25 protein-coding genes are annotated in these 26518 nt (G+C 68.3%); 5 read left to right on the forward strand and 20 right to left on the reverse strand.

The genetic code is table 11. The annotated features are described in order from the left end of the window. The 4 genes from ABD810_RS41220 to ABD810_RS38430 all read right to left on the reverse strand — a co-directional run. The coding region (locus tag ABD810_RS41220) for a transposase (protein ID WP_425567039.1) at nt 1-622 on the reverse strand (622 nt) is incomplete at its 3' end. A gap of 259 nt (nt 623-881) precedes the next feature. Next, a complete protein-coding gene (locus ABD810_RS38420; protein WP_344952754.1) occupies nt 882-1346 on the reverse strand; it encodes a hypothetical protein in 465 nt (154 codons plus the stop codon). Nucleotides 1347-1402: 56 nt separating this feature from the next. Further along, on the reverse strand, nt 1403-1930 hold the full coding sequence (locus tag ABD810_RS38425; protein ID WP_344952756.1) for a hypothetical protein: 528 nt from the start codon (nt 1928-1930) through the stop codon (nt 1403-1405). Between the two features lie 5 nt (nt 1931-1935). Then, complete coding sequence (locus tag ABD810_RS38430; RefSeq protein ID WP_344952758.1) at nt 1936-2325, reverse strand: hypothetical protein; 390 nt, start codon at nt 2323-2325, stop codon at nt 1936-1938. Nucleotides 2326-2648: 323 nt separating this feature from the next. On the opposite strand from ABD810_RS38430, the gene ABD810_RS38435 reads away from it, so the two are divergent. Further along, the gene (locus ABD810_RS38435) at nt 2649-3179 is read left to right on the forward strand and encodes a tetratricopeptide repeat protein (protein ID WP_344952761.1); all 531 of its coding nucleotides are present in this window, start codon (nt 2649-2651) and stop codon (nt 3177-3179) included. A 360-nt stretch (nt 3180-3539) separates the two neighbouring features. On the opposite strand, the gene ABD810_RS38440 is transcribed toward ABD810_RS38435, so the two are convergent. The 11 genes from ABD810_RS38440 to ABD810_RS38490 all read right to left on the reverse strand — a co-directional run bounded on the left by ABD810_RS38440 (nt 3540) and on the right by ABD810_RS38490 (nt 17013). Further along, a complete protein-coding gene (locus ABD810_RS38440; RefSeq protein ID WP_344952763.1) occupies nt 3540-4007 on the reverse strand; it encodes a hypothetical protein in 468 nt (155 codons plus the stop codon). Between the two features lie 630 nt (nt 4008-4637). Continuing rightward, the gene (locus ABD810_RS38445; RefSeq protein WP_344952765.1) at nt 4638-5138 is read right to left on the reverse strand and encodes a hypothetical protein; all 501 of its coding nucleotides are present in this window, start codon (nt 5136-5138) and stop codon (nt 4638-4640) included. A 648-nt stretch (nt 5139-5786) separates the two neighbouring features. Further along, complete coding sequence (locus ABD810_RS38450) at nt 5787-6341, reverse strand: DUF4913 domain-containing protein (protein WP_344952767.1); 555 nt, start codon at nt 6339-6341, stop codon at nt 5787-5789. A gap of 13 nt (nt 6342-6354) precedes the next feature. After that, nucleotides 6355-7422, reverse strand: coding sequence for a hypothetical protein (locus ABD810_RS38455; RefSeq protein WP_344952769.1), 1068 nt, complete (start codon nt 7420-7422; stop codon nt 6355-6357). 83 nt (nt 7423-7505) lie between these two features. Continuing rightward, on the reverse strand, nt 7506-9251 hold the full coding sequence (locus ABD810_RS38460; protein WP_344952771.1) for a type IV secretory system conjugative DNA transfer family protein: 1746 nt from the start codon (nt 9249-9251) through the stop codon (nt 7506-7508). A gap of 211 nt (nt 9252-9462) precedes the next feature. Beyond that, on the reverse strand, nt 9463-12465 hold the full coding sequence (locus ABD810_RS38465; RefSeq protein WP_344952773.1) for an LAGLIDADG family homing endonuclease: 3003 nt from the start codon (nt 12463-12465) through the stop codon (nt 9463-9465). Next, on the reverse strand, nt 12455-13897 hold the full coding sequence (locus ABD810_RS38470) for an SCO6880 family protein (RefSeq protein ID WP_344952775.1): 1443 nt from the start codon (nt 13895-13897) through the stop codon (nt 12455-12457). The genes ABD810_RS38465 and ABD810_RS38470 overlap by 11 nt, the downstream gene beginning before the upstream one ends. Before the next feature lie 15 nt (nt 13898-13912). Next, nucleotides 13913-15421 (reverse strand): hypothetical protein, encoded by a 1509-nt coding sequence (locus ABD810_RS38475; RefSeq protein WP_344952777.1) that lies wholly within the window; start codon nt 15419-15421, stop codon nt 13913-13915. A gap of 6 nt (nt 15422-15427) precedes the next feature. Further along, the gene (locus ABD810_RS38480; RefSeq protein WP_344952778.1) at nt 15428-16213 is read right to left on the reverse strand and encodes a hypothetical protein; all 786 of its coding nucleotides are present in this window, start codon (nt 16211-16213) and stop codon (nt 15428-15430) included. Between the two features lie 9 nt (nt 16214-16222). Beyond that, on the reverse strand, nt 16223-16441 hold the full coding sequence (locus ABD810_RS38485) for a hypothetical protein (RefSeq protein ID WP_344952779.1): 219 nt from the start codon (nt 16439-16441) through the stop codon (nt 16223-16225). Nucleotides 16442-16572: 131 nt separating this feature from the next. After that, nucleotides 16573-17013 carry a hypothetical protein gene (locus ABD810_RS38490; RefSeq protein WP_344952781.1) on the reverse strand — a complete coding sequence of 147 codons (441 nt, stop codon included), beginning with the start codon at nt 17011-17013 and terminating at the stop codon, nt 16573-16575. 159 nt (nt 17014-17172) lie between these two features. Between ABD810_RS38490 and ABD810_RS38495 the strand changes: the two genes are divergently transcribed. Both ABD810_RS38495 and ABD810_RS38500 read left to right on the forward strand, forming a co-directional pair. Continuing rightward, complete coding sequence (locus ABD810_RS38495; protein WP_344952783.1) at nt 17173-18042, forward strand: lytic transglycosylase domain-containing protein; 870 nt, start codon at nt 17173-17175, stop codon at nt 18040-18042. Nucleotides 18043-18193: 151 nt separating this feature from the next. Further along, nucleotides 18194-18847, forward strand: a complete 654-nt coding sequence (locus ABD810_RS38500; RefSeq protein ID WP_344952785.1) for a hypothetical protein — start codon at nt 18194-18196, stop codon at nt 18845-18847. 63 nt (nt 18848-18910) lie between these two features. On the opposite strand, the gene ABD810_RS38505 is transcribed toward ABD810_RS38500, so the two are convergent. Further along, nucleotides 18911-19636: a hypothetical protein gene (locus ABD810_RS38505; protein ID WP_344952787.1), complete on the reverse strand. Its 726-nt coding sequence runs from the start codon at nt 19634-19636 to the stop codon at nt 18911-18913. A 537-nt stretch (nt 19637-20173) separates the two neighbouring features. On the opposite strand from ABD810_RS38505, the gene ABD810_RS38510 reads away from it, so the two are divergent. Further along, the gene (locus ABD810_RS38510; RefSeq protein WP_344952789.1) at nt 20174-20728 is read left to right on the forward strand and encodes a P-loop nucleotide/nucleoside kinase family protein; all 555 of its coding nucleotides are present in this window, start codon (nt 20174-20176) and stop codon (nt 20726-20728) included. A gap of 891 nt (nt 20729-21619) precedes the next feature. Here ABD810_RS38510 and ABD810_RS38515 read toward each other — a convergent pair. Together ABD810_RS38515 and ABD810_RS38520 are read right to left on the reverse strand one after the other, a co-directional pair. Next, on the reverse strand, nt 21620-22513 hold the full coding sequence (locus ABD810_RS38515; protein ID WP_344952791.1) for a ParA family protein: 894 nt from the start codon (nt 22511-22513) through the stop codon (nt 21620-21622). A gap of 26 nt (nt 22514-22539) precedes the next feature. Continuing rightward, nucleotides 22540-23907, reverse strand: coding sequence for a ParB/RepB/Spo0J family partition protein (locus ABD810_RS38520; RefSeq protein ID WP_344952793.1), 1368 nt, complete (start codon nt 23905-23907; stop codon nt 22540-22542). Nucleotides 23908-24861: 954 nt separating this feature from the next. Between ABD810_RS38520 and ABD810_RS38525 the strand changes: the two genes are divergently transcribed. Then, the gene (locus ABD810_RS38525) at nt 24862-25488 is read left to right on the forward strand and encodes an HNH endonuclease (RefSeq protein WP_344952795.1); all 627 of its coding nucleotides are present in this window, start codon (nt 24862-24864) and stop codon (nt 25486-25488) included. Here ABD810_RS38525 and ABD810_RS38530 read toward each other — a convergent pair. Together ABD810_RS38530 and ABD810_RS38535 are read right to left on the reverse strand one after the other, a co-directional pair. Then, nucleotides 25466-25828 (reverse strand): zinc finger domain-containing protein, encoded by a 363-nt coding sequence (locus tag ABD810_RS38530; RefSeq protein WP_344952797.1) that lies wholly within the window; start codon nt 25826-25828, stop codon nt 25466-25468. The two genes, ABD810_RS38525 and ABD810_RS38530, sit on opposite strands and share 23 nt — an antisense overlap. A 345-nt stretch (nt 25829-26173) precedes the next feature. Beyond that, complete coding sequence (locus ABD810_RS38535; RefSeq protein WP_344952799.1) at nt 26174-26350, reverse strand: hypothetical protein; 177 nt, start codon at nt 26348-26350, stop codon at nt 26174-26176. Nucleotides 26351-26518 lie beyond the last annotated feature (168 nt).

The raw sequence follows: 26518 nt of genomic DNA on the forward strand, positions 1-26518 counted from the left end.
CCGACCCCCAGACCGCGTCCTGGACGCATGATCGGCTTGAGGAGGTGATCGAGCAGCAGCAGGTTGGCGCTGCCGGTGTAGCCGCGCTCGCGGATTTCGGCCAGCAGATGGGTGACCGGCACGCCGGGCTCTTCGGCCAGACGGCGTCGCAGGTGCTCGGGGGAGGGGTCGACCAGCGTGGCGCCATACCTCGGTGGGCGCAGGAGATCGTCCGGCGAGGCGGCGCTGGCCTAGCGTTTGACCGTGTTGAATCCCCAGCCAGGCGCCGGGCGCACTCGCCGAGTCCCAGGCCTTGGTCCAGGAGAGTGTGGACCTGCGCATGCTTGCGGCGGGTTCGTTCGGCGAGCGTACCGGTGCGATGGGGGCCGGCGGTGTGCCAGCATCGGCTGTGGGTGACCACGGTCTTCTCCACCGCGGCGGCCAGGCCGTGCCACAGATGCCAGCGGTCGCTGACCTGTACCGCGTCCGGTGCGCCCTGGCGGATGGCTTCGGCGTAGGCGGCCGAGCCGTCGCGGCACACGACCTGGACGCCGGGGTGCGCACGCAACCACGTGATCAACGTGGCGGACTTGCGGTCGGGCAGCACATCGATGCGGCGGTGGGTGACCGCGTCGATGAGCAAGGTCGCATAGCGGTTGCCACGCCGCAGCGCGAAGTCATCGCCTCACCCGACGGGACGATCCTGTGGACCTCGGGGGCGCTGCCGGGCATGGAATACCGATGGGACGATCGTTCTTATCTTGGCATCCGTCAGCGGAACGATGGTTCCTGGTTCGAGGCTCTACTTCACCGCATCCTGCCCGGTGCCTCCCTTCCTCACGTAAGTAAGAAGTAAGAAAGCCCCCGCCTCTCGGCGGGGGCCTTTTGCGTTTCAGGGGGTATTACCTGGCGACCTCCAGCCAGCCGAGTTGGCGACCGGCATCGACGCAGCCCTGGTCGAAGCAGATCACTTCCCAGTGTGGGTAAGTCGTGTCGTATACAAGGGCCTGCTGGTTCTTGAAGATCGCACGCCCATCGGACCTCACGAGGCTATTGAAGTCGGCAGGCCAGTTGGACTGGAGCTGTTCCTCGCGGCTGTAGTAGACGAAAGCAACCACACTGGTTCCCGATCCGCCGCATTGCGCAACGTTCGCCTGGGACATCCCCAGTTGCTGCCGAACCGTGTCCCTCGGCTCGCAGGAGTAGCCCTTGTCCTTGAGCTGGTCCACGAGGGACTGGGGGGTGACCTGCCCGATGTCTTGGTCGGTTAGTGGCGTCGCCTCGCCTTGAGGGGCTGATCCCTGGCTGGCAACAACGGCCACGCCGATCAAGCCGAACGCCAGCAGCGTGGGGAGAAGCATCTTCACGAAGGGGCTCAGGGAGAGGAACCAGTCCACCGGGTGTTGGGGTGTAGGCGGGGGGCTCACTGGACGTACACCCCGCCGATTGCGTCCTTGACCTGCGGCGCGAAATCGGGGTCCTCGCTCGCCAGAATCACCCAGTTCTGGCCGTACACGACAGGGCGGGACCTGGTGTTCAGACGCAGCAGCCGCAACTGCTGGGTGACGTTCACATAGATGTTCCCGTTACCCGACCAGCACAAGGCAGACGGCTCGTTCAGCCTGTTCGACCCATACTCCGCGTCCGTGCACGGGATGCCCAGATCGTTGAGCGTCCTGATGATGTCCTCGGGGTCGGCGAAGGAGCCGCCGTCCAACTGCCGCTCGAAGGCCGAGGCCGGCAAATCCTCGCGAAGTTCCGCGACGTCTTGATCCGTCAGCGGTGTCTGCTCGCCTTGAGGGGTTGACCCATGGCCGACAGCAATCAGGACGACGACCAAGACCACCCCCAGTATCAGGAGGATCTGATTAGAGGGGTCCAGGGAGAGCCACCAGCCCAAGGGGCGTCGAGGGGCAGGCTGAGGATCGGGAGGCAACTGCTCGGGGTCCATGTAGATCACTTCCAGCCGAGCTTGGTCGCAGCCTCTACGCAGGGGTCGTCCACACAGAGGAGATTCCACTCTGGGAAGTCCCATTCATCGGAGCCGCCGCCATCTTGTGTCCACGAGGCGTACGACCCCGACACCCCAGGCCCCCTCAAGAACCCGGAATATGACTGTGCGTACTCATCGACGTCTTCTTGGCTGTAGTACACAAAAGCCCACGCGCCGCCGCACGAGTAGACGTTGGGGCCGTCCTCCTTCAGCATGTCGGCACCCTCCCCATGAGCACAGGAGTATCCCGCGCCCTGGAGTTGCTCGACGAGAGAGTGAGGGGTGACCTGTCCACCGCAGCCCGCCACCAGCGCGAGCGCCAGACCGGCAAGTGCGGGCCTTACATACTTCATGGTTCCTCTTCCGGGGGGGAGCGCAGCCCCCTGGAGCGTTCCAGGAAGCTGCGGTAATTAGGCGATTATGGCTGGACCGAAAGGCCTCCACAAGATCGGAGGCTCTGTCTACCGCAGGGTGATGCGCACTCCACCGGACACGAACGAGTCGTGCAGCTCGATCGCCTGGAGTTTGACGCTCTTGGGCACGTCGAACAGCAGCTGGACCGGGGAGGGCACTAGCACGAGTGGGCCGCGAGTCAAGAAACGGCATAGGAGGCCGCGGAGCGAGCGAACGACCGTACCGGTCTTCTGTATATACGTCAGGCCTTGGTGCGTACGGAATGCTGAACCGGACCGACGACACCGCCATGCATATGGACCGGCTACGCGAACTCCTTCAGGACGCGACCGATGTCGAGGAGCGGGCAGAGCATGACCTCAGGAAGAGCTGGATCCATTACCTCGAAGGCCGGCACCAGCAGGCCCTGGAAGACAGCTCCCGGGCGCTCGCGCTGTATCAAGCCGCCGAGGACCTGCGCGGAACGGCCGCCTGTCTCAATGCGGTCGGCTACTACCTCATCCTGTACGGCCGTGCCCAGGAGGGCCTGAAGTACTGCCAGGACGCGCTGCGAATCCAGCAAGAGATCACGGATCGCCGCGGTCAGGCCGCCACCCTGGACAGTATCGGCCTCGCACATTGGCATCTCGGACAGCAAGCGGCGGCGATGGACGCCTACAGCGCGCCCTGTGGTAGTCGAGTCAGTGGCGGCCGAGATCGTGGCGCTCGGGGTGGTGATCGAGCGGTCCGGCCACCCGACGTGCGCTACTTCTTCGTCTTGACCACCCCGACCACGATCCATCCGTACTTCTGACAATCCGCCCGGTTGTAGCCGCGACGCCACCAGGGCTTGCTGTAGTTGACCCTGCTCGCCTGGCCGGCTGGACAGGACACCTGCACATGAACCTGTCGCTTGCCGCAGCGGGCATGCAGACGCTGCGCGCCGCCGGATCCGGCCGCGTCGATCCACGTCTGGCACCCGCGCGGTTTGATGATTTTGGGACCGGCCGAGGTAGCTCTCGCGCTAAAGGGCGTCGGGGTAAGGTTTGCCGCGGCGGCTGCCCCCGCGTCGAGGAGGAGTCCTGCGGCCAGAGCCGCGCCTGTCGTCAGCATTGCGATCGATCGCCGGGGGATCACAGACTGTCCTTTCCAGTGAGGGCGTGCGTAATGGGTGTCAGCGGTAGGCCGAGCACCGGTTGCCCCAGAAGTTACGCGTGCAAGCGGCGATCGAGATCCTTCTGGAAGGGTTGATGTCAAACCACAGGCGCGCTTTCTTTCCCCCCCCGTTGGCGCAAAGCGAACTCGGTCCGATCACCTGCCACTTCCAGCCGTGATGTTTGAAGTATTTCTGATATTTGATCGAGGGGCATGCGCTATGCTTGTCCGATTTCGTGTCGTACGTCCAGCCGGTGGCCGTTGCATTGTTACCGTTCCAGCAAATGTCGGCGACCACGCGCGCCCCGGACTTGCTCGCGACGGCCCTGCGGCATTGAGGGCCGGCCGCACTCGGCTCGGCGACCCTGCCGACCTCTGATGTTTCCGACGTTCTCATCGGCGCGGCATGAACTGTCACAGGCGCAAAGAGCGGAGCCAATGCGCCTATACCCAAAGCGATCGCGATGGACGGCGTTGTTCGCATCATGGTCTTCTCCGGCTCTCTCCTCGTTCTGACCACCGTCGATCTCAGTCGTGGTCTTCCATCACGACATGATGTCCACCGGCCCGCACAGGATCTGCACAGAACCGCGCCGCGGCATGGCATCCTCCGCGCGCTGCCGCGGTCTGGCTCGACAGGTTCTCTGTGCGCCTTCTGTGCAGGTCCTGTGCGGGCGGATGGCAATGATGTGACCACCTTGATCACTTTGCGGGACATGAGGAGCGTAAGTGGCGCCGAGCCCTGGCCAGACAAACGGGGTACTCGAAACCCACACATCCGGTGGACCGAAAATCGGTACATCGGGGAAAGGGGTGTCGTCGGCAGGTAGGGGCTACACATGGGCGACGGTGAGGTGGCCTGGCTGTACCACCGCGAGACCAGCTACGGCCCGTGGCGCTCGCCCCGCCAATGTGCACCCGGGTTCGCCCCGATGGACCCGCGCAACCGGCCCCGGCCGTTCAAGCGCTACCCGCAGGCACGTGTCCACGCCCTGCCCACGGATCTGACTGCTCGGGGAGCGCCGGCGGCCATGGCACGTTGCGGGTGGCTCGGGATCGGCGGCGTGCGTTGGGCCGGCCTGGTGCTCGGTTGCCGAGGTTGCGCCGGGTGGCGGGGTCAGGGGACGAGCAGGTTGATGAGCACGCCGATGGGGATTGAGGCGCCGACGCCGAGGGCGAAGAACAGCCACTGATCGCGACGATTGACGCGGATCGCGGCCTTCTCATTCCTGGCAAGCAAGCGCATGACCGATTCCGCGTGTTCCGGGTTGGTGGCGAGGAGTTCTCGGTGTTCTTCGGCTTCTTCCAGCAAGTCGTCGCGGGCGCGTTGAAGCTCGTCCATGAGGTTCGCCGCGTCGGCAAAGGCGTTGTTGATGGCGTCGACGCGCTTGAGGAGTCGCTCACGTGGGTCTGTTTCAGCCTCTAGTTGCGCTTGCATCGCCTGGTCTTGAAGCCGCCGAAGGGAGATGATCATGCCGGTAAAAATGGCCGCGGCCACCATCATGACGATGACGATGTCATCCACGGTCGCCCTGTCGTCTTTGGCGAAACCTTGAATGATGGTTGCGGCGGTCATGAAGATGATCGTCGACACGATGATCGTGACCATCTTGAACATGGCGGCTTTGAGCTCCGCCCTGGTTCGCGGTCGTCGGGATGAGCGCTTCTCTGGCATGGAGCCATTGGATCGCGGCGTTGGGGTGAGGCGGCGAGTGTGTGCCGAACCGTTCTCTCCACCATCATCGTGACTGATCCCCCAACCGAACCACCGCTTCCCCCAACCGACCCATCGCTGCTGCGCACCGCTGCGTGGCGCCTCCTCTTGGTCTTGACAGGGTTGGGACTCCTCGCCCTCAGCGCGCTGACGACCGTACCGACGAAGCCCACCTTGGAACTTTCTGGCTTGCCGCGATTCTCTTGACGACGGCTCCGGAGGCTTCCCAGCTCCGGGGCCTTCTCCATGCCGCACCTGCTACACCGGGCCATCGCCCCGGCGTCCCGCAGTCCCCGTCAGCGTCCCCTCTGACCCGCTACACGCTGCGCATGTCCGATCCAGGTCCTTCTCCATCTCCAGCAGCTGAGCCAGGTCACCGGCCGCGTGCCGGAGGAACTCGACGACGGCCATCTGCTGGGGGCGGGCGGAATGGGCCGCCTGGCAGGCCTACGCCGCTCCGAACCTGATGAAGCGAGATCAACCCTCGCAGACCGATGATGTGACGCCGAGCCGCGCGAGGACGACTGCTGAGATCGGGCGCGACCTCCTGGGTCAGCTGTCGTCATCGAGATAGCGGTCGGTCGGTGCGGGGCGCTCATCACGATGGCCACCACCACGAGGATCGGTACTGCACCCGGAGAAAGGGCCATCGGGGGCTCGCAGCACCGCCAGGGTGGAATCCAGATAGTCGCGATGCCAGTCCGCCGGCCCGGTGAACCCGCCGGCCTCCGGGTCGGTGCGCTCCTGCCAGGCCAGCCACAGCGCGTGCAGCCGTGCCAGAGCGGTGGGATGTTTCCACCAACGCGGGCACCACGGCATGGTGGGGGTCGGCTCGGCGACGTAGACCGGGATCAGGACCTGTTGCACCCACATGGCCAGCAGCTCCATCTCCTGCTGGTACAGCGGCTCCTCGAGCAGCAACAGGAAGATCGGCCCCGCACCTTCCTGAGGTGCCGCGTTCTGCTGCGGCTCCGCGTGGCCACCGGGGTCAGGGTCGAGTTGGTCGAGTTCGTCCAGGTGGCGTTGCTGGGCGCGCAGCTCGGCCTCCAGGTGGGCAAGCCGTGCCGATAGGTCAGCCAGCTCGCGTTCGAGGGATTCGGGGGTCACCTGGGGGCCGCGCTTACCGGTGGCGGGCCCGGCGAGGCTGGGTCACCGGCGGGGACGGGTTGCGTTTGGCGGCAGTGTGCGCGGCCGCCGGGCGGGCCCCCGAGGCCGCAGTCGCAGCGGTGGAACGCAGGCGTGCCGCACCCGCTTGCGCGGGTGACGGTGGTGATGGCGCGGGTGGCGCCGGGCTCACAGCCGGGGATGGTGCGGTGCCTGGGCTGTTGTTCGGGCCGGTCGCGTCCACCACGGGCTTCTCACCGGTGCGGGGCGAGGGGGACGACTTCGGGGAGCGAGGCGGGGCGCCTGCAGGGGTTCGGCGGCTGAGGTCGGTGGCCATCGTGGTGGCGGCGCGACGCAGCTGCTGGGCAGCAGCACGCTGAGCCTGCCGGTCCTGCCCCGCCTTGGCCAACGCGCGCTCTAGTGAGCGCGCTTCGTCGGCGATCACCCGGGCGGTACGCAGGCCGACGGTCAGCCAGAACCCCTGGAACCGGATGTCGTTGGCCAGCTGCGGCCAGTAGCGTCCCGCGGAACGACGCATCGCCGCGGCCACGTCGCTGACTGCGCGGGCAACACCGCTGATGCGTTGCCACTGCCGGGTAAGGCGGATCGCCGGGTGCGCCTGGGCGGAGCGCAGGGCCTCGGCAATCGAGGGCAGCCGGTCGGCCTTAGCCGGACGTGGCGATCCCTGATTGGTAGGAGCCGTCCGGCCGGTCGCCGTGCTTGGCCTTACCGCCGCGGGTTTCATGTCCGCCTCAGCGGACGGTTGAGAGAAGCGCTGCCAATCCGGCTTGATCGCAGCCAGCGTCGCCAGGTTGGCAAGGTGGGCGTCAGTGAGCAGGGGTGATAGCGGTGGGGCCGTTGAGGGCGGCATTCCCAGGTCCTGGCGTAACGCCGCGAAGCTGTCCCGGCCGTCTTGCCAGCTGGGCAGGTCGATACCCAAGGACCTCTTGAGCTGTGCGAAACGGGCGTAGATGTCGCTGAAGTCGGGCGCGGTGGCCACAACGTCGGGAGCGTGGTCGGCGAAGGCCTGCATAATGCCGGCGAATGCCTGATCGAGGTCGGGGGTCTGCAGATCAGCCGCCACCAGGGCCTCCTTCAGATGGGTGGGATCTGTTCACCACATGGGTGCTGCAAGCTGGTCGTAGGGCTGAGGCGGGCTCTGAATGGTCACGGTGGAGCCTTGGTTTGCTGGGCTCGTTCGGTGATCTGTTGCCGAACCCGGAGGGTGGCCTGCTTCAGCGCGGGGGCGTCCCGCTCGCGGTGGTAGGGCCTCAGGGTGATGACTGCGGCGCGGATGCCGGTGGCCAGCAGCAGCGCGGTGCCCTTGGGGAGTGCCCGGATGTCAGCGGCGGTGAAGATGCGCTCCAGGCGGGGGGACAAGGTCACGCTGCGCCCGCTGCGGCTCCGTGACACGCTGGTTTCGATGATCTTGTGGTCGCCGATGAGGCGGCTGATCTTGGCGGCGAAGTCGGGGTCGTCCAGGCCGGCGCCGAGGATTTTGATCGTCGCGGCCGACCACATGGCGTCCATGCCGACCTCTCCCCACACGCGCACGCCCTGGCGGTAGCTCTGCAGGATGGTGACCAGTGGGATGCCCATCGACCCGAAGAAGCTGTACAGGTCGGGCAGGTCCTCGATCGGGCAGATGTTGGCGGCCTCGTCCAAGATCGGCAGCAGCGGCGGGTCCAGGCGCCCCCCGGCCCGTTCGGCTGCCGCGACTGCGGCCTGCAGCACGCTGTCGCAGAAGGCGGCCACCAGCGGGGCGGCGGACCCCGGCCCCTTCTTGGAGAACAGGTACAAGGTGTCGGTGCCGGCGACGAAGGCATGGGGATCGAACTCATCCAGTTGCTCGCCGGGGGTGATCCAGGCGGCGATGACCGGGTCCAGCAGGCAGGCCACGCACTGTCCGGCGGTCTCGTAGATGCCGTCGCGTGTTTCGGTGGCGCCGCGGATGGTGCGTTGCAGTTGCCCGGCCAGAGCGTCGCGGCCGGCGTCATAGAGCAGTTCGATCGGCCGGCGCTCGGCCGGGTTGGCCAGCCATTGCAGTACCTGTTGGACGCCGCAGTGGCCCAGCGCGGCGGCATGGAACAACGCGGTGAGGGTGTTGCCGGCCGCCAGTGACCAAAAGTCGCCGCGGTTGCCGGCGGAGATGCTGGCGGTGACGAAGTGCGATGCGAGCCGGCGGGCTCCTTCGACGGTGGCCGCGTCGGCGAGCATGTTCCACCACAGCTTTTGCGGGGCGAACACGATCTGCTGGGGGTCGAACACCCACAACCGGCCATGTGCTTGGCGCGGAGTGGCGGTGATGGTGTAGATGTCGGCTTTGCGGCTGGTGATCAGGACCGGGCCCGGGGCGTCGAGCGCCATCGGCACACCGATCGCGGTGGTCTTGCCCGCGCGCGGTGCCATGAAGGCCAGACAGACGTCCTCCCAGGAGGCGCGCAGGTGGCTACCGCAGTGGTCCCCCAGGGGCATGCCGATCTGGGCGCGGGCCGGTCGTTTCACCCTCGCCAGCGACGGGCGCAGTGCCCGGGCCCGCCGGGTGGCGCCCTTGGGTGCGAACTGCTCCAGATCGCCGGGACGGGCCAGGCCGGTGGTCAAGGTGACCCGCCGGTGCAGGACGCGCAGCACGGGCAGGGCTGCGCAGGCGGTGGCGGCGAAGGCCACGCCGATGCCGGCCCAGATCGCCGGTGCAGGAGCGGCAGGCCAGACCCGGTGCGGGTCACGCAGCAGCAGGCGGACGGTTTCAACGGTGAACGGCGGCGGGTGCCAGCCCGCGCCGGCGAGCACAGCGCCCAGGGTGCCGCCCAGCCAGGCCGCTGCCGCCAGCACGAACGTGGTGGCGAGCACCGCCAGGATGACCCACGGGGTGAGTTCCTGCTGAGCTGCGAGCGGGCTATGCCGCGAGGTCATGGACCTCACCTTCCTGGCCTGCCGTGCCGCACGCCGAACACCGGGCATCGACGCCCACCAGAGGGCACAGCCCGCCACGCACCGCGGCCGCACTCCCATCGCCCGCTGGGTGGGCGGTGACCCGAGACCAGGGCGTGGGGGTGGCCAGACCCCCAGGACAACCAGAGGGAGGAGGATGCCAACGCGCCGCGCGCAGCGCCGGTGTGGGCGTTCATGGGATGCCGGTCCATCGCGCGGCGGAACGCATCGCGGCGTCGGTGTCGTACAGGGCCTGCTCGGTCGGGGTGAGATGCATTTTGACCGGCACTCCGATCCGGCCGCCGATTTTGACCAGGTACCGGCCGCGGCCGGGGTGGATCTGCCCGCTGTCCAGCCCGGTGGCCGAGGGCGCGGCCCAGGAGGCGATCAGGTCGATCTCGGCGCCGGTGAGCGGCCGCTGGTCGCTGATGCGGCGCAGCTCGCCGACCGGCATCGCGGCCAGGATCAGCGTGTCGCATCGCTCCATCAGCCCGCGGGCCTTGTTGCGGTCCTCCTCGGTGGGCAGCGCCTCCAGGTCCTGCAGCGAGTGGGTGATCATCAGGGAGATCTCGCCCTTGGACCGGTTGAGCCGGGTGATGGCGTCCATCGCGGCGACCATGCCGGGCCCGGCGCGCAACGCCCGCCACAGCTCGTCCAACGGCAGCACCACCGGGCGGGGCAGCAGGCCGAACGCGCGGGCGGTGTCCACCGCGGTGTAGGAGTAGGCCCAGCTGGCCAGCAGCCCGGCGGCCACCACCTGGTCGCCGGCCGACAGCAGCGCCGACAGATCGATGGCCAGCGCCGGGCGGTCCAGATCCAGGCTGGTGGTGGTCGGCCGGTCGAACAACCCCGCCAGCGGGCCCGAGCACAGGTTCTCCAAGGCCGCGACCACCGAGCGGATCGCGGCGATGTAGTGGTCAGGTTCGCTCACTAGCAGCCGGTCGCGGATCTGCTGCGGGCTTTGCCGCAGCACCCCGACGACCTGCGGAATGGTCGGATCGGCGGTCTGCGCGGCGGCGGCCAGTGCCACCGCGGTGGTGATGGCCGAGCTTTCCACCGCGGTGGGGCGCCGCCCCAGCCCATGCGCGGTGGCCAGCAGCGCGTGCAGCAGCTCGCCGCGGCGGCCGTTGATCTCCGCGCGCACCCGGTCGGCTTCAGCGGGAGCCAGCGACGGCAACCGTCGACCGAGGGGCCCGGAGTCCAGCGGGTTGATGGCGTCAAGGCCTCGCCCGATGCGGACCACCTGCCCGCCCAGGGCGGCGACCAGGGCCGCGTACTCGCCTTTGACATCGCCGGGGACCACCAGGGTGTAGCCGAAGCTAACCAGGCCCAGGCACACCTTCTTGGCGATCGCGGAGTTGTGGGTGGCGATGAAGGACGAGCCGGCCAGGAACATGCCGCTGGGGGAGGCGACCTGAATACAGCGCACCGGCCGGGAGCGCACCGGGCGCACCTGGGTGATGTAGCGGCGGCAGGTGCGCGCCGAAGGCCCGGTGCCGATGGCGGGGCCGGCGCGCTCGAGCTGGGCGGCGTGTTTGCGGAGCAGGCGGAACACCGGGACCGCGGTGGTGAACGAGATGGTCCATTGCGGCCCGCAGTCGCGACCGTTCAGCCGCGCCCGGCCTTGGCGGATAGTGGCCCGGTGGCCGAGCGAGCAGACCAGCCCATGCACGTCGGTGGCGAGCTGAGGGTTGGTGGTGGTGTACTGCACTTGACCGGCGGGGCTGATGGTGCCGTCGGTGTCCAGCAGCCCGGCCAGCAGCGCGGCCCGTTGGCCGGGCGAAGCGCGAAGGTAGGCAGGCGGAATGTGCTTGTCCCCCAGCACGCCGACGGCGCGCAGCTGACCACGGAAGGTCCCGGTCTGCCAACACCTCCAGCACTGCTCCCCTGTCGAGGTGCGTGCCAGCTCGACGCCGCATCCAGGGCAGGTGCGCGGTATCGCGGCGACGAAGTCGGCCCGACGGCGCGCTTGCCCGGCACAGCCGACACCGCAGTAGCGTTGCCGGTGATGGCGTGCGCGCACCGACGTCCCGCACATAACGCAGCAGATCACCGGACGCGGACGACGCTCGGTGCGGCCGAGGATGGCGTAGGCGTACTTTCCGGCGATCGGGCGCGTTCGGTATCCGGCCTGGTGGATGTGCTCCAGGATCTGCGGGTCTGCGGTGGTGATCCGCGCCGCGTCACTGTGCCCGTCGCCCAGCCACGCTCCCAGCACGTAAGGGTCGATGAGCAGGTCGGCCTCGGGCAATTGCAACGGCGGGCAGACGGCGATGGCATGGTTGGCCTTGCCGTTGGCGGCGGTGAGGGTGGCGGCGATGCCGGCGGTGCTTATCGGCGCGGTGGAGGGGCGCAGGTGACGCTGATCGTGCGGCGCCCGGGTCAGGCGCTGATACAAGATGGCGAGCACGTGGCCTCGATCGAGCAGCCGTCGCCCACCCGGCCCTCGGCCGGCGCCTTGCAGATCGGCGGTCCACCGGTACATCCGTTCCAGGTCCCACCCGCGGCCGGTACCGTGCCAGCCCAGCTCGCGGCTCAGCTCGGCAATCGTGGTGAGCGCACGGGGTGTGGTGGCGGCCAGCGCCTGTCGGACGGCGGCGACCTCGGCCGCGTTGCCCACGGGTCGGCGGCGCGGCGGGCGAGATCGGTCGGTGCACTCGCGCAGCCGGTCGGCCACCGTCTGGGTCACCCACAGGTGCTCGGCGTCGGCCACGATCGTCGAGTCGTCGGAGAAGACGACCTCCAGGCAGGTGCGCCCGGTCATCACCTGCGACACCGCGATCACCGGGGTTGGCCGGCCCTGCTCGTCGAACACCTCATCGCCCACGCCAAGAGTGCCCATGGTCGACCAGCCCGACGAGGTGGGGATCGGGGTGTCGAGGTCAAGGGCCTTACCGGAGCCTGGCTGGCCTTGAATCCATAGGCTGGGGTTGGTGGTCAGGTGGCCGACCCAGCCCGGCGGGTCGATGCACACCAGTTCGTGGTTGAGCAGATCGGGCCCGATCGGAACGCCTTGGACCGGCAGGGATCCGGCCTGTACCCAGGGGAACAGCCCGGCGACCTGGACGCTGGTGCCCAGGTACATCGCCCCGGGGTCGATGTGGGCGACCCGGCCGCGTTTCCAGCCGCGCCGGGGAGCGACCGGCCTCGGCAGACCGGCGGTGGGGGGCCGGGGGGTGGTGGGGTCAGCGGTCACCGGGATACACCCCGCATGGCAGTCCGGCGGCGAACGCGGCGGCCTGCCCGCCGTAGGCCGGGCGGAGTTTCAGCCGGGCGTGGCCTGCGGCCTGTTCGATCTCGCGGCGTGCTTCGGCGAGCTGGTCAACGTGGGTGACGGTGACGGTGACATACAGCGTCCACAGCACCAGGGCGGCGCCGTGGGCTTCCTCGGCGGCGACGCGGGCGGCGCGGTCGGCGTCGGCGCGGTCGCGGGCCCGGGGGTCGCGGTGGGTGCGGCGCCGGTACTCCTCGCGGGCGGCGGCCGCGGTGAGCTCGCGTTCCAGCATCTGCGCGGCGACCTCGCGCGGCAGGGTGCGGTAGGTCAGGGTCAGCCGGCGGCGGTGGCGGCCGGGGCTCAGCAGCGGCAGCAGCACGTCATGGCTGACGCGTTGGCGCGGGGCCTCCAGCAGGGACCAGGAGGCCGACAGCGCACGGTCGTGGCGGTAGGTCTCAAAGCCCTCGCGGGTATGGATGGGGCCGGCGTCGCTCCAGCGCAGGGTTTCCCATCCGTCGGTGATGGCCGCGCTGTCGGGGTCGTAGGCGGTGCGGACGATGCGGATCAGGTCGGTGGCGCTGGCCCGGCGCAGGATCTGGGCGCCGGCCGCTGCCAGCGGCAGCCCGTTGAGGCTGCGCAGCAGCTCGGCGATGGCGTGGGGGATGGTGCGCGCCCTGCTCGCCCCGGTCGAGGGGTCGCAGGTCAAGGTGAGCCGGGCGCGCAGATTGGTCGAGGCGCGTGGGGCCATGGCGAGCAGTTCGCCCATGACCTGGCGGGCCAGCTGGGGGGCGGCGGGGTCGGTGCGGTGGGTGAGGTGGTCGGCCAGCTGGGTGCCGGGTTCGGGGGTCAGCTCGATGGTGACGGCGGCGTGCCGGATGGTGGTGTCGTTGGCGAGCCCGGCCAGCAGGTGCCCCCACCCGGCGACTTGGCGGTCGATGGTGTCGGCGTCGGCGAGCAGCGCACCGGCCGGGGACAGCAGCACGGTGGCCGACAGCTGGCCGGTGCGCCGGTTGTGCACCACCCCGACCCGGTCGCGGCCGGGTTCGGCCACGTCCAGCAACCGGGTGGGGGCCAGCAGCCCCGGCATGTCGAAGGTGTGCGGCCAGGGGGTGAAGACCTGCCCCAGGTAGGTGGTGTGGGTGCGCCAGTGGGCCCACCGCCACAGCGCCCAGGCGTAGGCGAGGTGCACCAGCAAGACCCCGTCGCGGCGGGCCACCGCCAACGAGGCCGTGACCGCCGCCGGCGCCAGCAGGTAGGCCGCGTACTGGATCCCGAACAGCGTCCCGGCCAGCAGCGGGAGCATGGTGGCCGACAGCACCACGATGCTCTGGCGGCTGTCCAATGAGCCGATGCCCATGCTGCGTGACCGGCGCCAGCCTCCGTAGCTGCGCGGCTCGGAAATACCAGTGGTCAAAGTGATCACCTGTGGCTAGTTGCGGTCATATACCGAAAGGCCACCGGGCCCCTGTTCCATCGGCTTGCCGGGGCCGGCCGGCGGGGAGGTGGTGGCCGGGGGTGTCTGGGTGCCGCTCGCCGCTGCGGTGGTCGAGGCGGCCGAGGTGGCCGCCGCGACGCCCAGCGCGGCACCGCCGGTGGCCACGCCGGCGGCCGCGGTGCCCGCACCCCCAGCCGCAGGAGCAGAGGCGGCGGTGGAGGGCACCGGCGCCGCGGGCGAGGAGGCGGTTGCCGCCGGGGCTGCTGCGCCCGGTTCCCCACCGGCGGCGGTCACAGGCAGCGACCCCGGGGAGGACGGGTTCACCTCGGTGGCAGCGGCCACGGCGGGCCCAGCGCCCGGCGGGGCGGAGCTGGCCAGGGCGCCGGAAGCACCGGTTGCGGCCAGTTGCTCCATCCGCCGGGCGTGCTCGGCCACCGGCGTCGGCGCCGCGGTGCTGGGCACGCCCGGGCCGGGCGAGCCGCCGAAACGCCCGGCCAGATGCATCGCCGCGCTGGCAAGATACGCCGCGCCGCCACCCGCTCCCCCGGCGGTGGCCGTGCCCAGCGGGGCGAACACCTTCATCAAGGCCGGCATGGCGATCACCGACAGCAGGAACATGAGCAGCCCGAACACCGCTCCGGAGGCTGCGGTGCTGTCGCGCAGCTGCGCTATCGCCGCGACGATGATCAGCGAGACCATCGGCTTGTAGCAGATGACGGCCATCACCGCGGTGATCGTTTTGGGTAGCCACTGGCGGGTGGCGCCGCCGCCGATCTGCCCGGCCGCCGCCACCGGCAGCAAGATGGCCAAGATCGGCAAGGTGGCGTTGCGCAGGAACAACACCAGCAGCTGGATCAGCAGCACCACGACCAGCAGGAACGAGATCATAAGACTCAGGTAGGACCCCACCGTGCCGGTGGGGTCCAGCATCTTCAGGATCTGCTCGTTCAGTACCCCGTTTGCGGCCAGGTCCCCCATGATCCACCGTGACAGCGCATCGGAGCCCTGCAAGAGCACCCCTACCAGGGTCAGCCCCAGCATGGAGGTGAGCGACATGATGAACAGTCCTCGCATGGCCTCCAGGATCGGCGTGGGCTTACCGGTGATCATGGTGCGGATCGACTGCCAGATCAGCAGCATGACCGCGATCAGCCACCCGACGCTGAGCGTGATGCCATAGAGCTTCAACGCGCCCTGGCGGTGAATGTCGAACGAGCTGAAGTCCAGCCATATCTGCAGGAACAGCTTCAGCAGCGTCTGCACCGCCGCCATCGCCAGCTTGCTCAGCGGAATGATCACGGTGGCGTCGACGGTTCTGGTCGGTAGGTCGCCCACTGTGACGTCGATGGCCTTGCCGGCCGCGCACGCGGCATTGAGCAACGGATCGAGCTCGCACGGATCGGGAGCGCGGCCAAGCGTTCCCCCGCCGGTTGACCGCCACGGCGAGGCCGGTACTAAGGCCGGCATCTGGAGGGTCGCCGCCGCGGCGGAAGCGGGGATCACCGCGGCTCATCCGCCGGGCCGGATCGCCAGCCACCCCTGCTGGGTGAACTGCGGGGTACCGGGCTCGGCGTAGTGGGGGCTTGGCATCTGCTGCGCGGGAGTGCGCAGCGCCACCCAGTCGCCGCCGCGCACCGCGGCCCGCCACTGCATGTGCACGGTGGAGGCCGCCGGCGCGGTGAGAGAGGGTTCCCCCGTGCCGGGCAGCATGTCGATGCTCATCGACACACTGGCGTAGACGTTGTCGGCGTCCACGATCTTCCACTGCACGCCGATCGGCCGAACGGCGATCGTGGCTGCGGCCGGGACCTCCCCGGTCGCCGGCAAGTCCATCTGCTTGCGGAAGTACCGCACGCTGTCGACCGCGGTGCGGCGCGCGCTCTGCTGGGCCTCGCTGGCGACGTAGACGCCGACCACCCGGGTGGCGTGGGTCGGGTCGACGGTCCAGGTGTATTGGTACATGGCCGCCGCGGCGGCGGTGGCGCCCGCGGCGGTGTGGGGGAACCGTACTGGATACAGCCCTCGCAGGTAGTCGCCGGGTTTGGGCAGCTGCGCTGAGGCGCGGGGAGCCTGCGAGGAGCCGGGCACCTCCGGGACCGAGTCCGAGGTCGGGGGGTGGGGAGGTGTGCTGGTAGAGCTGGGCGGTGGAGCCGAACTGGGCCGGCCGTCGCCGTCCAGGAGCGCGACCGCGACCATGACGATCGCGATCAGCGCCCCAACGGCGATCAGCGCGCCGATCGACGCGCGCCGGATCCGCCGGCGGGCTAAGTCATCCAGGTCAGATGCTGAGGGCATATTTCTCTCCTACCGGTCGGCGAAAAAGGTGACCACGGTGACCGCGCTCATCGCCAGCGCGATGCCGGCGGCCGCCCACGGGATCGAGCTGGCCCCCTCGGCGGCCATGTGATGCCGCTGACCGCGTCCGAACGTCATCTTGACCGCGGCGTAGATCAGCGAGAGCACCGCGACGACCAGCGCGATGTACTTGCCCAGCCCGATCATCTGACTGGCGAAGCCGATCACGTCCTGCGGCGCCGCTGGAGCAGGATCGGGAAGATCGAACCCCCCTCCCCCCTCCCCCGGGCCCGCTGGGCTGGGCACGCCCGGCGCCCGGACCACAACGGCTGCCGCGGCACGTGTCAGCCAGAGCATCATCATCCCGTCCTGACCAGCCGATCAAGGCTGCTTTGCAGACGCCGGGCCGCCCGGGCGACGCTGCGTTGCCGCAGCGCCACCACCGGGTCGCCGAGCTCGCGCAGCACCGCCAGATAGCGCACGAAGATCGTGGCCGTCACCGAGGCGCTGATCACCTCAAGCCGGTGCCGGGCCAGTGCCGGCATCGGGAACGGCGCGTCGGCCACCACCAGCAGCACGGGCTTGTCGGGCAACGGCCATCGGGCCGTCATCTGCGCGGCGCTATCGGCCCCCGAGGCGCAGCCGCGCAGCACCACCACCGGCCGCTGGCCATACCCCAAGTGGCCGGTGAACTCCTGAGCCAGCGGCTGGGGTCGGCGGTGGTTGGCCAAAGCGACCAGCGTGGAGACGCCCGCTCCGCCGTGAGCTGCGAGAAGTGACCACCTGCTGCCAGCACCCATCCGCATCCCGCCCATTTGGTATTTAGAACGCGCTTGACATGTCTTGACTAAATGTTTTACCACTTGTCATCCCAAAAGGTAATGAAATTGGGCAGGCAGGTAATGCGCATTTGGGTGTATGCCACAACAGCAGGGGCGACGCTCTCCGCTGCCCTGATCATGACCGTGGCAATCCCGCTGGCGGCAGGCTCAGCACCCGCGCGAACCTCCCCCGGCTCTGATCTGCCGGCCCGCATCACCGGCATCCCCGGCGCCTACCTGCGCTTGTACGCCACAGCAGCCCGCAGCTGCCCTGGCCTGAGCTGGAACGTGCTGGCCGCCATCGGCAAGGTCGAATCCGACCACGGCCGCAACAATGGCCTCTCCTCCGCCGGCGCCCTGGGACCGATGCAGTTCCTACCGGCCACCTTCGCCGCCTACGCCGTCGACGGCGACAGCGACGGCGACACCGACATCAACGACCCCGCCGACGCCATCGCCACCGCCGCCCACTACCTGTGCGTCAGCGGCGCCTCCCGCGACGTCCGCACCGCGCTGTTCGCCTACAACCACTCCTGGGCCTACGTCATCACCGTGCTCAAACTCGCCGACGGCTACGCCGCCCGAGCCGCCACCGCCCCACCCGGGGACACCGCACTGCCCTCAGAGCAGCCCGATGGCGCCGACCACCTCACCCCCCGGATGCGTCGGCTACGCGAGGTGATCCGCCGGCTGTTCGGCGCCCCGCACGGCATCGGCTGCTACCGCCCCAACGGCGGCATCACAGGCGGAGGTGAACACCCACTCGGCCGGGCGTGTGACGTCATGCTGTCCACCGGCGCCCGGCTGCCCACCCCCGGCGAACAGGCCCGCGGCGACGCGATCGCCGCCTGGGTCCAAGTTCACGCCCGCCAGTACGGCGTGATGTACATCATCTGGCGCCAACGCATCTGGAACCCCGCCCGAGCCGGCGAGGGGTGGCGCCCGATGACCGATCGGGGCGGCATCACTGAAGATCATTTCGATCATGTGCACATCTCCGTGCTGTGATCACCACCGAAAGAAAGGACGAAAGCGATGGCGCAACAGCGACACCGGCCCGGCGTCACCTCGTTGAGCGGCGGTCATGTCCAGTGACAGCGGCCCGGGGCGCGCCACGCCCTTGGTCGGCCAAGCGGCACTGAAGCACCTGGCTGCCACCATGAGAACGGCTCAGCCGACCCCGCCCCGCCACTCCCCTATCCCAGCCCCCGCCCCGGCCCCGATGCCGGCGACGGCCGCGATCCTGCAGCCCAACCCCGCCAAGCCCTCCCCCACGCTGCTCGCGGCCCGCAGCGGCGGCGACGCGTACTGGGAGGGGTCAGAGTTCGAGCCCGACCTCGAGGAGGAGTTCTGGCAGGACTACCCACCCGTCCGGGTCATGGGCCGCTACCGGATGTGGGCGGTGGCGGCCACCTGCACGCTGATCGCGGCGGTGGTGGTGTGGGCGACCCTGGACACCGGTACGTCGGCGCCCGCCCCTCCACCTCCGGGTCAGGCAGCCACATCGGCCAGCGGCGTGGCCTCTCCTCCGCTGGAGGTCCTGCCACCCCCACCAGAGCCGGCGCAGCGGATCTCCTCCAAGCCGCCGTCAGCGGGTTCGTCCAAGCGCCCGACACCCAAGGCCACCCGCCGTCCGGACAAGCCACCCGGCACCGTGCGCCGCCCCGTGAGCACCTCCGCACCACGGCCCACGGCCAACCGCACACACACCCGACCGCCGCAGACCGGGCCCACCGAACCACCACCTCCCCCGGTCAGTTCCTCCGCCCCGCAAACCGGCCCCACCGAGCCGCCACCCCCACCCGGCCAGTAACAACCCCTGGGGTGACTCTCCGGAGGAGCCGATCCGGTGCGCTGCGATGGCAGGTGCCCGGCGTCAGTTGCTGATCAGATCACCGTGCTCGGCAGTGAGACGAGTAAGCCTGGCCACAACCGGATCCAGATCCCCGCCCAGCGGATTGCTCTGGTAGGTGGCCAGGTCCGCCAGTAGCAGCCGCAATCGCGCCGCCAGGATCTGCATCCGGCCCAAGTACCCGGCGGCCCCCGCCGCCGGTATCGACGCCAGTGTCTGGGCCAGATCCGCGAGCATCTCGGCGAGCTCCTCATCGGCGACCTCGCGCCTGGCGACCAGAGCAGCGGCCCCCTGACGCAGGTCGCGACCGTATCGGGTGAACCAGTCGAACTCGCGGTCGGTGGTCCGGCGGGCGGCGCGTTCGGCGGTCTCGTGTCGACGCTCCCCCCGTGCGGCACTGGCCAGTCGCAACAGCCGGTGTTCGGCCGCCTGACGGGACCGCAGGCCCAACGCACTGGCGAGCTCGCCGAAGCTCAGACCGGTAGTCCGCCCGGCGGTGAGAAGCCCGAGCTCCAGACGGTCCAGCTCGCGAGGCGTGGCCGGCACGTTGGTCCGGGCGTACTCCAGGACCAGCAGCGCGTCCACAATGTCGGCGCGCAGCACCTCGATGCTGACCCGCTGGCACGCCAGCACATACGCCACGGCTTCGAGGGGAGCGTCGCTGGCCTGTTCCAGGTCAGGGTCTGCCGTGCGGGTACGGCGGTCGATGATTCTCTGCACCGCCGCGTCGGATTCCGATCGGGTGATCACTCGCTGAGTCCGCGTTGCCATGCGTCAATATGATATTGACGCCCTGGGGTTGGGGTGACCGATGACCGATGTGTTGTGCGTGTCGAGTGTCGTGGGACGCACCGCACGTGTCCTGTCTCACTGAAGGTGGCGCGCGTCTCAGGAAACCTGGCGTGTCGAGTTCTTCTGTCTCAACTAACCTGGCGGGAGGCCCTCTCCTGGCGAGGGCGGTGTCTCAGGAGACCTGGCGTAAGCGCCGCTTTGTCTCACGTTCATGTTGTCTCACGAAAGGTGGCGTGCTGCAGGTCAGCGCTTCGTTCCTGCGCCGACTTTAGACGCCATACCGCACCACTGGCGGCATCGCCTGCTCACGCTGCAAACCACCAACCACTGCGGCGGCGTTCCTACCGACCATGACGCCCTCACCCATGCGGCGCTCTACCCTGACGCCGTCACCCTCGCCGCTGAAATGCTCACCTCGGACCGTGAACGACGAACGTCCGGCAGTCCCGCGACGCGATGAACCCCCACTTCACGAGCACCGCTATAAACAAGCTGGTGAGCAGGAAACCGATCCTTGTCGTCGTCAGCGGCCCGCCCGGTGCCGGCAAGACCACCCTCGCCCATCTACTCGCCCGCAAGATCGGCTGCCCAGCGATCTGCCGAGACGAGATCAAGGAAGGCATGGTCCACGCGACCGAAAACTTCACCGCCGAACCCGGTGACGATTTCAATCTGCGTACGCTGCCGACGTTTTTCCAGGTGCTGGAACTACTTTTGAGCGCAGGCGTCACCACGGTCGCCGAAGCAGCATTCCAAGACCGGCTCTGGCGCCCGCACCTGCAACCCCTACGCCGACTCGCCGACATCCGACTCGTGCACTGCGAGGTCACCGCCGAAACCGCCCGAGCCCGAATCCGCCGCCGCCAGAGCGCAAACCCCACCAGACGCGCGCACGCCGACACGCACCTCATCAACCAGCAAACACACGCGGACGGACACAACAGCTTCCACCGTGTCGAACTCGACGTCCCCGAGATCGACGTCGACACCAGCGACAACTACCGCCCCACGCTCGACGAAGTCGTCGCATTCGTCGACGCCGGGCGGTGACCTGCCTACCGGCGACCTCCTCAATCCCACAACCGGCCGTCACCGGATGATTCACGGGAACCTGCGACAACACAGAGCGAGCAAAATTGAACGGCGAAACCTCTGACTGCCATGGCGGCATCGGTCCGATCGCCTCGCCACTCAAAATTCCTCCCCCTTGGTCAGAGCACCCTCGGTCAGGACAATCCACTGGCACAGGACACCGGCGGTCACGTTGGTGTTAGCTGTTGCTCAGGGCGTTGTTCCCGGCTGAAGTGGCCTGCGCCGTCCCGGCAACCGGGGGTTGTCGTGGCAGTGGCTTGATCAAGCGTTCCGCTGTTGGCCCGGTCGACTCGGCGGCTGACCCGGCTGCTGCTTTGCGGTTGCTTTCGCCGCCCTTACTGAGCGACGGGTCCCGAAGTGGATGACCGCTCCCCCCAGCAGGAGCATCATCGGCCAGAGCTCCGAATCGCCAGGCAGCCAACGTTTCCTTGGAGAAGTAGGGTCGCCTGTGGCTCAGTCGAACACCGAAAGCACCTGTAGACCTCAACAGGCCGACCAGCGTCGTGAAGATCCGGCCTCATCAGCCCGGCGATGCCCGGCTACGTCAAAACGGCCACGAGCCGAACACCTGCCGGAGAGGTGGGGCCGCCCTCACCTTCATCCGCACCGGCCTGCTCCCCCGGCGAAGCGTATGACCCTGTCGGCGTGGCCTCGAATGGGCGATCAGCTTCTTCGCCCAGCCGCATGCGTCCGGTCGACCCGCGCAGGGTCCAAACGGCCAACGTGACGTTCGTGGGGGAGAGGGCTGCAACCGCAAGCATGCTGCCGCTAGGTGCAACTGAGGGGTGAGGCGCCGGGGGACCGGCGGCTCACCCCTGGTGTGTCGTTTCTGTCAGAAACGCCGGGCTCTCATACCGCACCGCTTTTGTCGGGGAACCCGAAGGTGTCCAGGATGCCGTTGATCGTCGGTACGAGTGGCGCCTTGGGGTCCCAGATCGCGACTGGTTCTTGGGCGCTGTATGCCTCAGGGACACGAACGCTGGACCCGATGTAGGGGAGCAGTTTGTCGCCGAATATCTCCTCGGCCTCCTGCTGTAGCTCCAGGTAGAAGGCTCCCTGCCCTTGGTGGCTCTTGGCTTCGTTGATCAGGTAGTACGACGCAGTGGCTGACGCACCGAACTCCTGGTACTCCGAGCGGATCTCCTCGATCGCCACGGCGAGCGCGGAGGCGCCACGCATCTCCTTGCGGGTGGGCTTCATACAGACGATGACGTCTGTAGCGGCCAGGAGAAGCGATATCGACAACCGGCCCAGCGATGCCGGGCAGTCAATGTAGATCAGGTCGTACTGATCAGCTTGGATCTGGCTCTTCAGAGCGAGCTGTAGCCAGAACACTCCTCGCGGATCCATGGTGAGCTCGCTGTCAGCCTGGCTCATCTTGTTGTCGCCACGTACCAGGTGCAGGCCGGGAATGACGCGGAAGGCATCGTCGCCATCACCTGAGCTGATGCGGGTACGGCCGGGGACGATGGCGTCGTCCAGTTTGGCTCGTCCCAGCATCACATCGTGGATCGTGGGTGCGCCCTTGGGCACGAAGTCGCCGTCGTAGCCATGCCAGTAGGACATATCCGATTGCAGGTCGGCGTCAGCTTTCAGGACGTTGTAACCCCGCAGGGCGGCTTGCACACCGATGCTGTGGCCTACCGTGGTCTTCCCGACCGAACCTGCCCGGTTCATGCCCAGCAGTACAGGCGGAAGGTGTGGCGCGTATCGCGGTCGCTGGAGTGGTGACAGTGGAGCCATGGCTCTTCTCCTCAGTGAGGGGGTTGTCAGGAGGTAGCTGGGGTGAGCCCGAGTTGATCGCTTTCCCATGCGGAGTGGGGGGTGTAGCCGGCCACGTCCATCAGGTGCCGGACATGGGTGATGATGCCCATGTCCCACTTGCGTCGCCGATCCGCTGCCCTGATCTCAGCGTCGGCGAGAGCCGTCGCGTATGCCAACCGGCCTATCCGTTGCCGGTCCCCAGACTTGATCATGGTTTGGGCGTAGGCCTTAGCGCCTAGGGCCTCAGCCTCCAGATCGCCAAGTGCTACCAGCCATTGGTGCGCGAGCTCTAGGGCCGGGCCGGGGGCGTGTACCACGGTAGCCATCGCGATGGGCATGCTGTGAGGCGCGTGGTCGGCCTCGAACGCGTCGAGCAAGGTCTGACAGTGCTTGGCTCGGGCCTCCGCGGCGATGGCGCGGTCACGATCGCCGTCGACCGCGGCTGAAGGTGCGTGGCGTCGAGCGCTCTGTGGCGGTCGCTCTCGCGACGGGCTCGGTGACTCATGGCTCAGGCCCGACGACGTTTCCTGTCTGGTAGGCGTTTCTGCCAGAAACGCCGGTGGTGATGAGGGCACCTCGTTGGGACTTGCAGGAGATACCGGACCGGGCGCTTCGGGTGCTTCGGGTGCTGTCAGGACACGCTGAGCGGCCTCCTTGGCCGAGATGCCATGGTCCCTCATCATCAACCACGCCGGGGCTGCCAGCTCGGGGGTATCGCCGAGCGCGGCCAGGATGTTGTAGGCGGTATCGATGCTGAGTTCACCGGCCAACACCAGCGAACGGGCGTCCGCACCGAGTTCGAGCAGACGGAGACGTTTGGAGATGTGAGCTTTGCTCTTGTTGTTCCGCACTCCGATCTCGGCCAGGCTATGCCCTGCGAGCTGTAGCCGCCGGTACCCTTCGGCTTCTTGAAATGGGTTGAGGTCCACTCGGCCGAGGTTCTCGTGGATGAATACCTCATCCATCGTCTTCAGAAGATCATTTTGGATCTCTCCGCGGATAGACTCCCACCCGGCGTCCTTGGCAGCCAGCCACCGTCGTTCACCAGCGAGCAGGACGTACTCGATCTCTGGCCCGAATCGTTCGGTGTGCTCGGGCCTGACCTTCACATATTCCACGCGGTCGCAGACCACCACGGCATGAATGAGTCCAATGGTCGTCAGCGAGTTGACCATCTCTTCCCGCTTCTCGGCCGAATCAAGAGCGTCGTCCCGCAAGTTCTCCGGATTGGGAGCGATCGCGGAGACGGGGAGCGGTCGACCGTTCCCCTTGGCCGTGGGGGACTGGATGAGCGGACGCTCCGCCAAGATGATCCGAGGATCCAAAGTCTTGGGGGCATTGGCCGATGCGCCAGCCTTGCTACCTCGGGGCATGTATGTCCTCCAGCTTTAACACTCATGGAGATGTTCTCGCGAGCGAGATTAGCGTTTCTGGCAGAAACGGTGGGGGAGTGACGCGCGTTCTGGCAGACGTTTCTGCCAGAAACGCCGATCAAGGTCGTCGATGTGGACCTGAAGAAGGGTTGAGCTCGAACGCGGGAACATCGGACGCTGGCCGCGCCACACCCGGCGGGTTGGCATGCCCGAACTCCCAGCCGGGGAGTGACCCGTGTCCTGGCTGACTCTGTAGGGGAGAGGTGACTGTGCCAGGGCAACGTCGACCTGGCCGCCAGCTTTGACCGTCGTCGTACTTGCGCTCGTGAACCTCGGTGGCGGCGTCACAGAAGGCGTTGCGAGCAAATGGCCGAGCCAAGGTCTCATCACAGCTAGCCCTGATGGTTCGAATCTGAGGCCTGAGAGCAGGTCGTGGGCGGCGGTCTCAACGGCATAACTACCTGGCAGACGTTTCTGGCAAAAACGGTGACGAGCTCGTCGACGTGACGCGAGGGGGTCGGGGTGAGCTAGTTGGGCTTGGCCACCCTCGTCGGACGCTGGTCGGTAGTGCATCCGTCCCCGAAACTGGACGATGGGGGAGTGGCGCACATTCTGGAGAAGAGGTTTCTGGCAGAAACAGTGTCGGGCTGTCGACGCAGCTTGGGCGCTACCTGAATCGGCATGAGATATGCCTTCCTACGCAGTCGGGGGGCCGCCCCGGCCGGAAGCTCGGCCGGGCGGCACGGAGGACAGGATTGCGGGGCAGGTGGGCTTGTGTCCCGCTTCGATGTGACGTCCCCCTGATGCCGCTACCGCGGGGACTAGCTAGTCCTCGACCGGCATGTTGAACTGCGCCGCCCACACACGAGCCTCATCTGCGTAGGCCTCCCACGCCCGCAGCACGAGCGTGCCGCCCGGGCGGACCACAGCCCCACCGGCGATGCGAGACGCGTTGTGAAGGCGTGGCCAGCAGAACTACTCGCCCGAGAGATCATCGCGGACTGCTACCCGCCGGAGCCCACCGAACCTCCGATGTACCACGTCTCGACGCGGAAACGGATCCGGCGCCACACCCGGAACAAGATTGGCGACCGCGACGGATGGACCTGCGGTTACTGCCACACCCACGTCGACCGCGATCTCCGATGGCCACATCCACTCTCACCCAGCATCGGGCACATCCTGTGGGTCGGCTTCGACGCAGGAGGCATCGACGACCCCGACAACCTGCGCCTTGAACACCTGGCCTGCAACATGTACAACGTCCCCCGCCTGCTGGTTTCCACACTGGGTCCGCGCGCCCGCGGCGAGCGTGAACAGGCTGGCCTGCCGCCGTACACCGACGACGAGCGGCGGGCGATCATCGCTGAAGCGCTCGACGCGCCTCCCGCCGTGCCTAGGGACGAGGCCATGCGCCGCTACTGGCGCCCGGGCATGGTGTCCTGGCAGCGGTGGCACACAGAAAACCCCGGCGCCTGCAGTTGCACCTCTGGCGAGCCGAGCGTGTTCTGTCGGCCCCCCCGCCCCGGCGGCGACCTGACACCGCTACGACACAGTCCTACCGCCCGTTGCGCGACATAAGCGAGGCGCCCTGCCGCTGCCCCTCCCGCAGAGCAGAGAACGCGGCGTTCACCGGATCCCGCCTGCCCACGGCCACCTGAGACGCGGGCTCACGCGCCGCGGCCGGCGGGTCGCCCCCGCGGCCGCCGCGCCGGCCGCCACCCTCGCCGCTGGCCTTCTGCTGGGCCGCGTACCGGGCGGCGGCGCGGCGCGCGGCACCCCACCGTGCCCCGTGCCCCTCGATGATCTCGGCACCGCTGCCATCCCTGCACGGCTTACCCGGCGAGGTCAGACACCGAGGGCACTTGACGCCGTGCACCTCCGCAACCGTCACCTGCACCTGAGCCTGCAGGCGCTTCACGTGCATCCCGGGTTGGTGGTACGGAGCTGCCTTGCGGGTGCCAGCGCCGCGGCCACCGCGCGACGCGCCGGCGGACCCGGTGCTCCCAATCTCAGACGGCAACTCGCCGCCCTGGCCAACACCGAGCTGGCGGCGGTACTCGGCGTCGTTGCGGGCACGCTGCTTGGCGAGGGCCGCTTTGCGTTCTCTCTTCGTAGGCTTGCGCTTGCTCACGGCGATCACGATAGAGACCTGGAGCTGGCGCGCGAGGGCGTTGTCCGAGAAGTGACGCTCACGAGGGGAGCGCCGAACTCGGTCACAGCCGTGGGTCGTCCAGCAGCCGGAACCCGTCGGCGTCCTCCTCGGTCAGATGGGCGACGTGAACCGCCGGCCTGGCAGCTCGTTCTCCGGGAGCCCGGCCTGCTCGGCGATCCGCGCCGCCGGCACCCCCAACGGGGCGCTGGCAGGGTGCAGCGCGGTGACGAGCTGGGCGCTGTCGCCGACCGTGAGCAGCACCAGCGCTTGCCCAACGGGTACCTCCACATCCTCTGCCTGCCACGTTGGATGCGGGTGCTTGCGCGGGCGCCCTCCGCCGACACCGCGCCCCGGGGCTGAGCCAGACACCGCCCCGGGCACCCAGCCCGGGGCGGTACCCCACCGCATCCCCGCTTGCCCACTCAACCCTGCCCGGCATTGGACAACCTCCGCGTT

This window comes from Sphaerisporangium flaviroseum, from assembly GCF_039537005.1.
Taxonomy (GTDB): domain Bacteria; phylum Actinomycetota; class Actinomycetes; order Streptosporangiales; family Streptosporangiaceae; genus Sphaerisporangium; species Sphaerisporangium flaviroseum.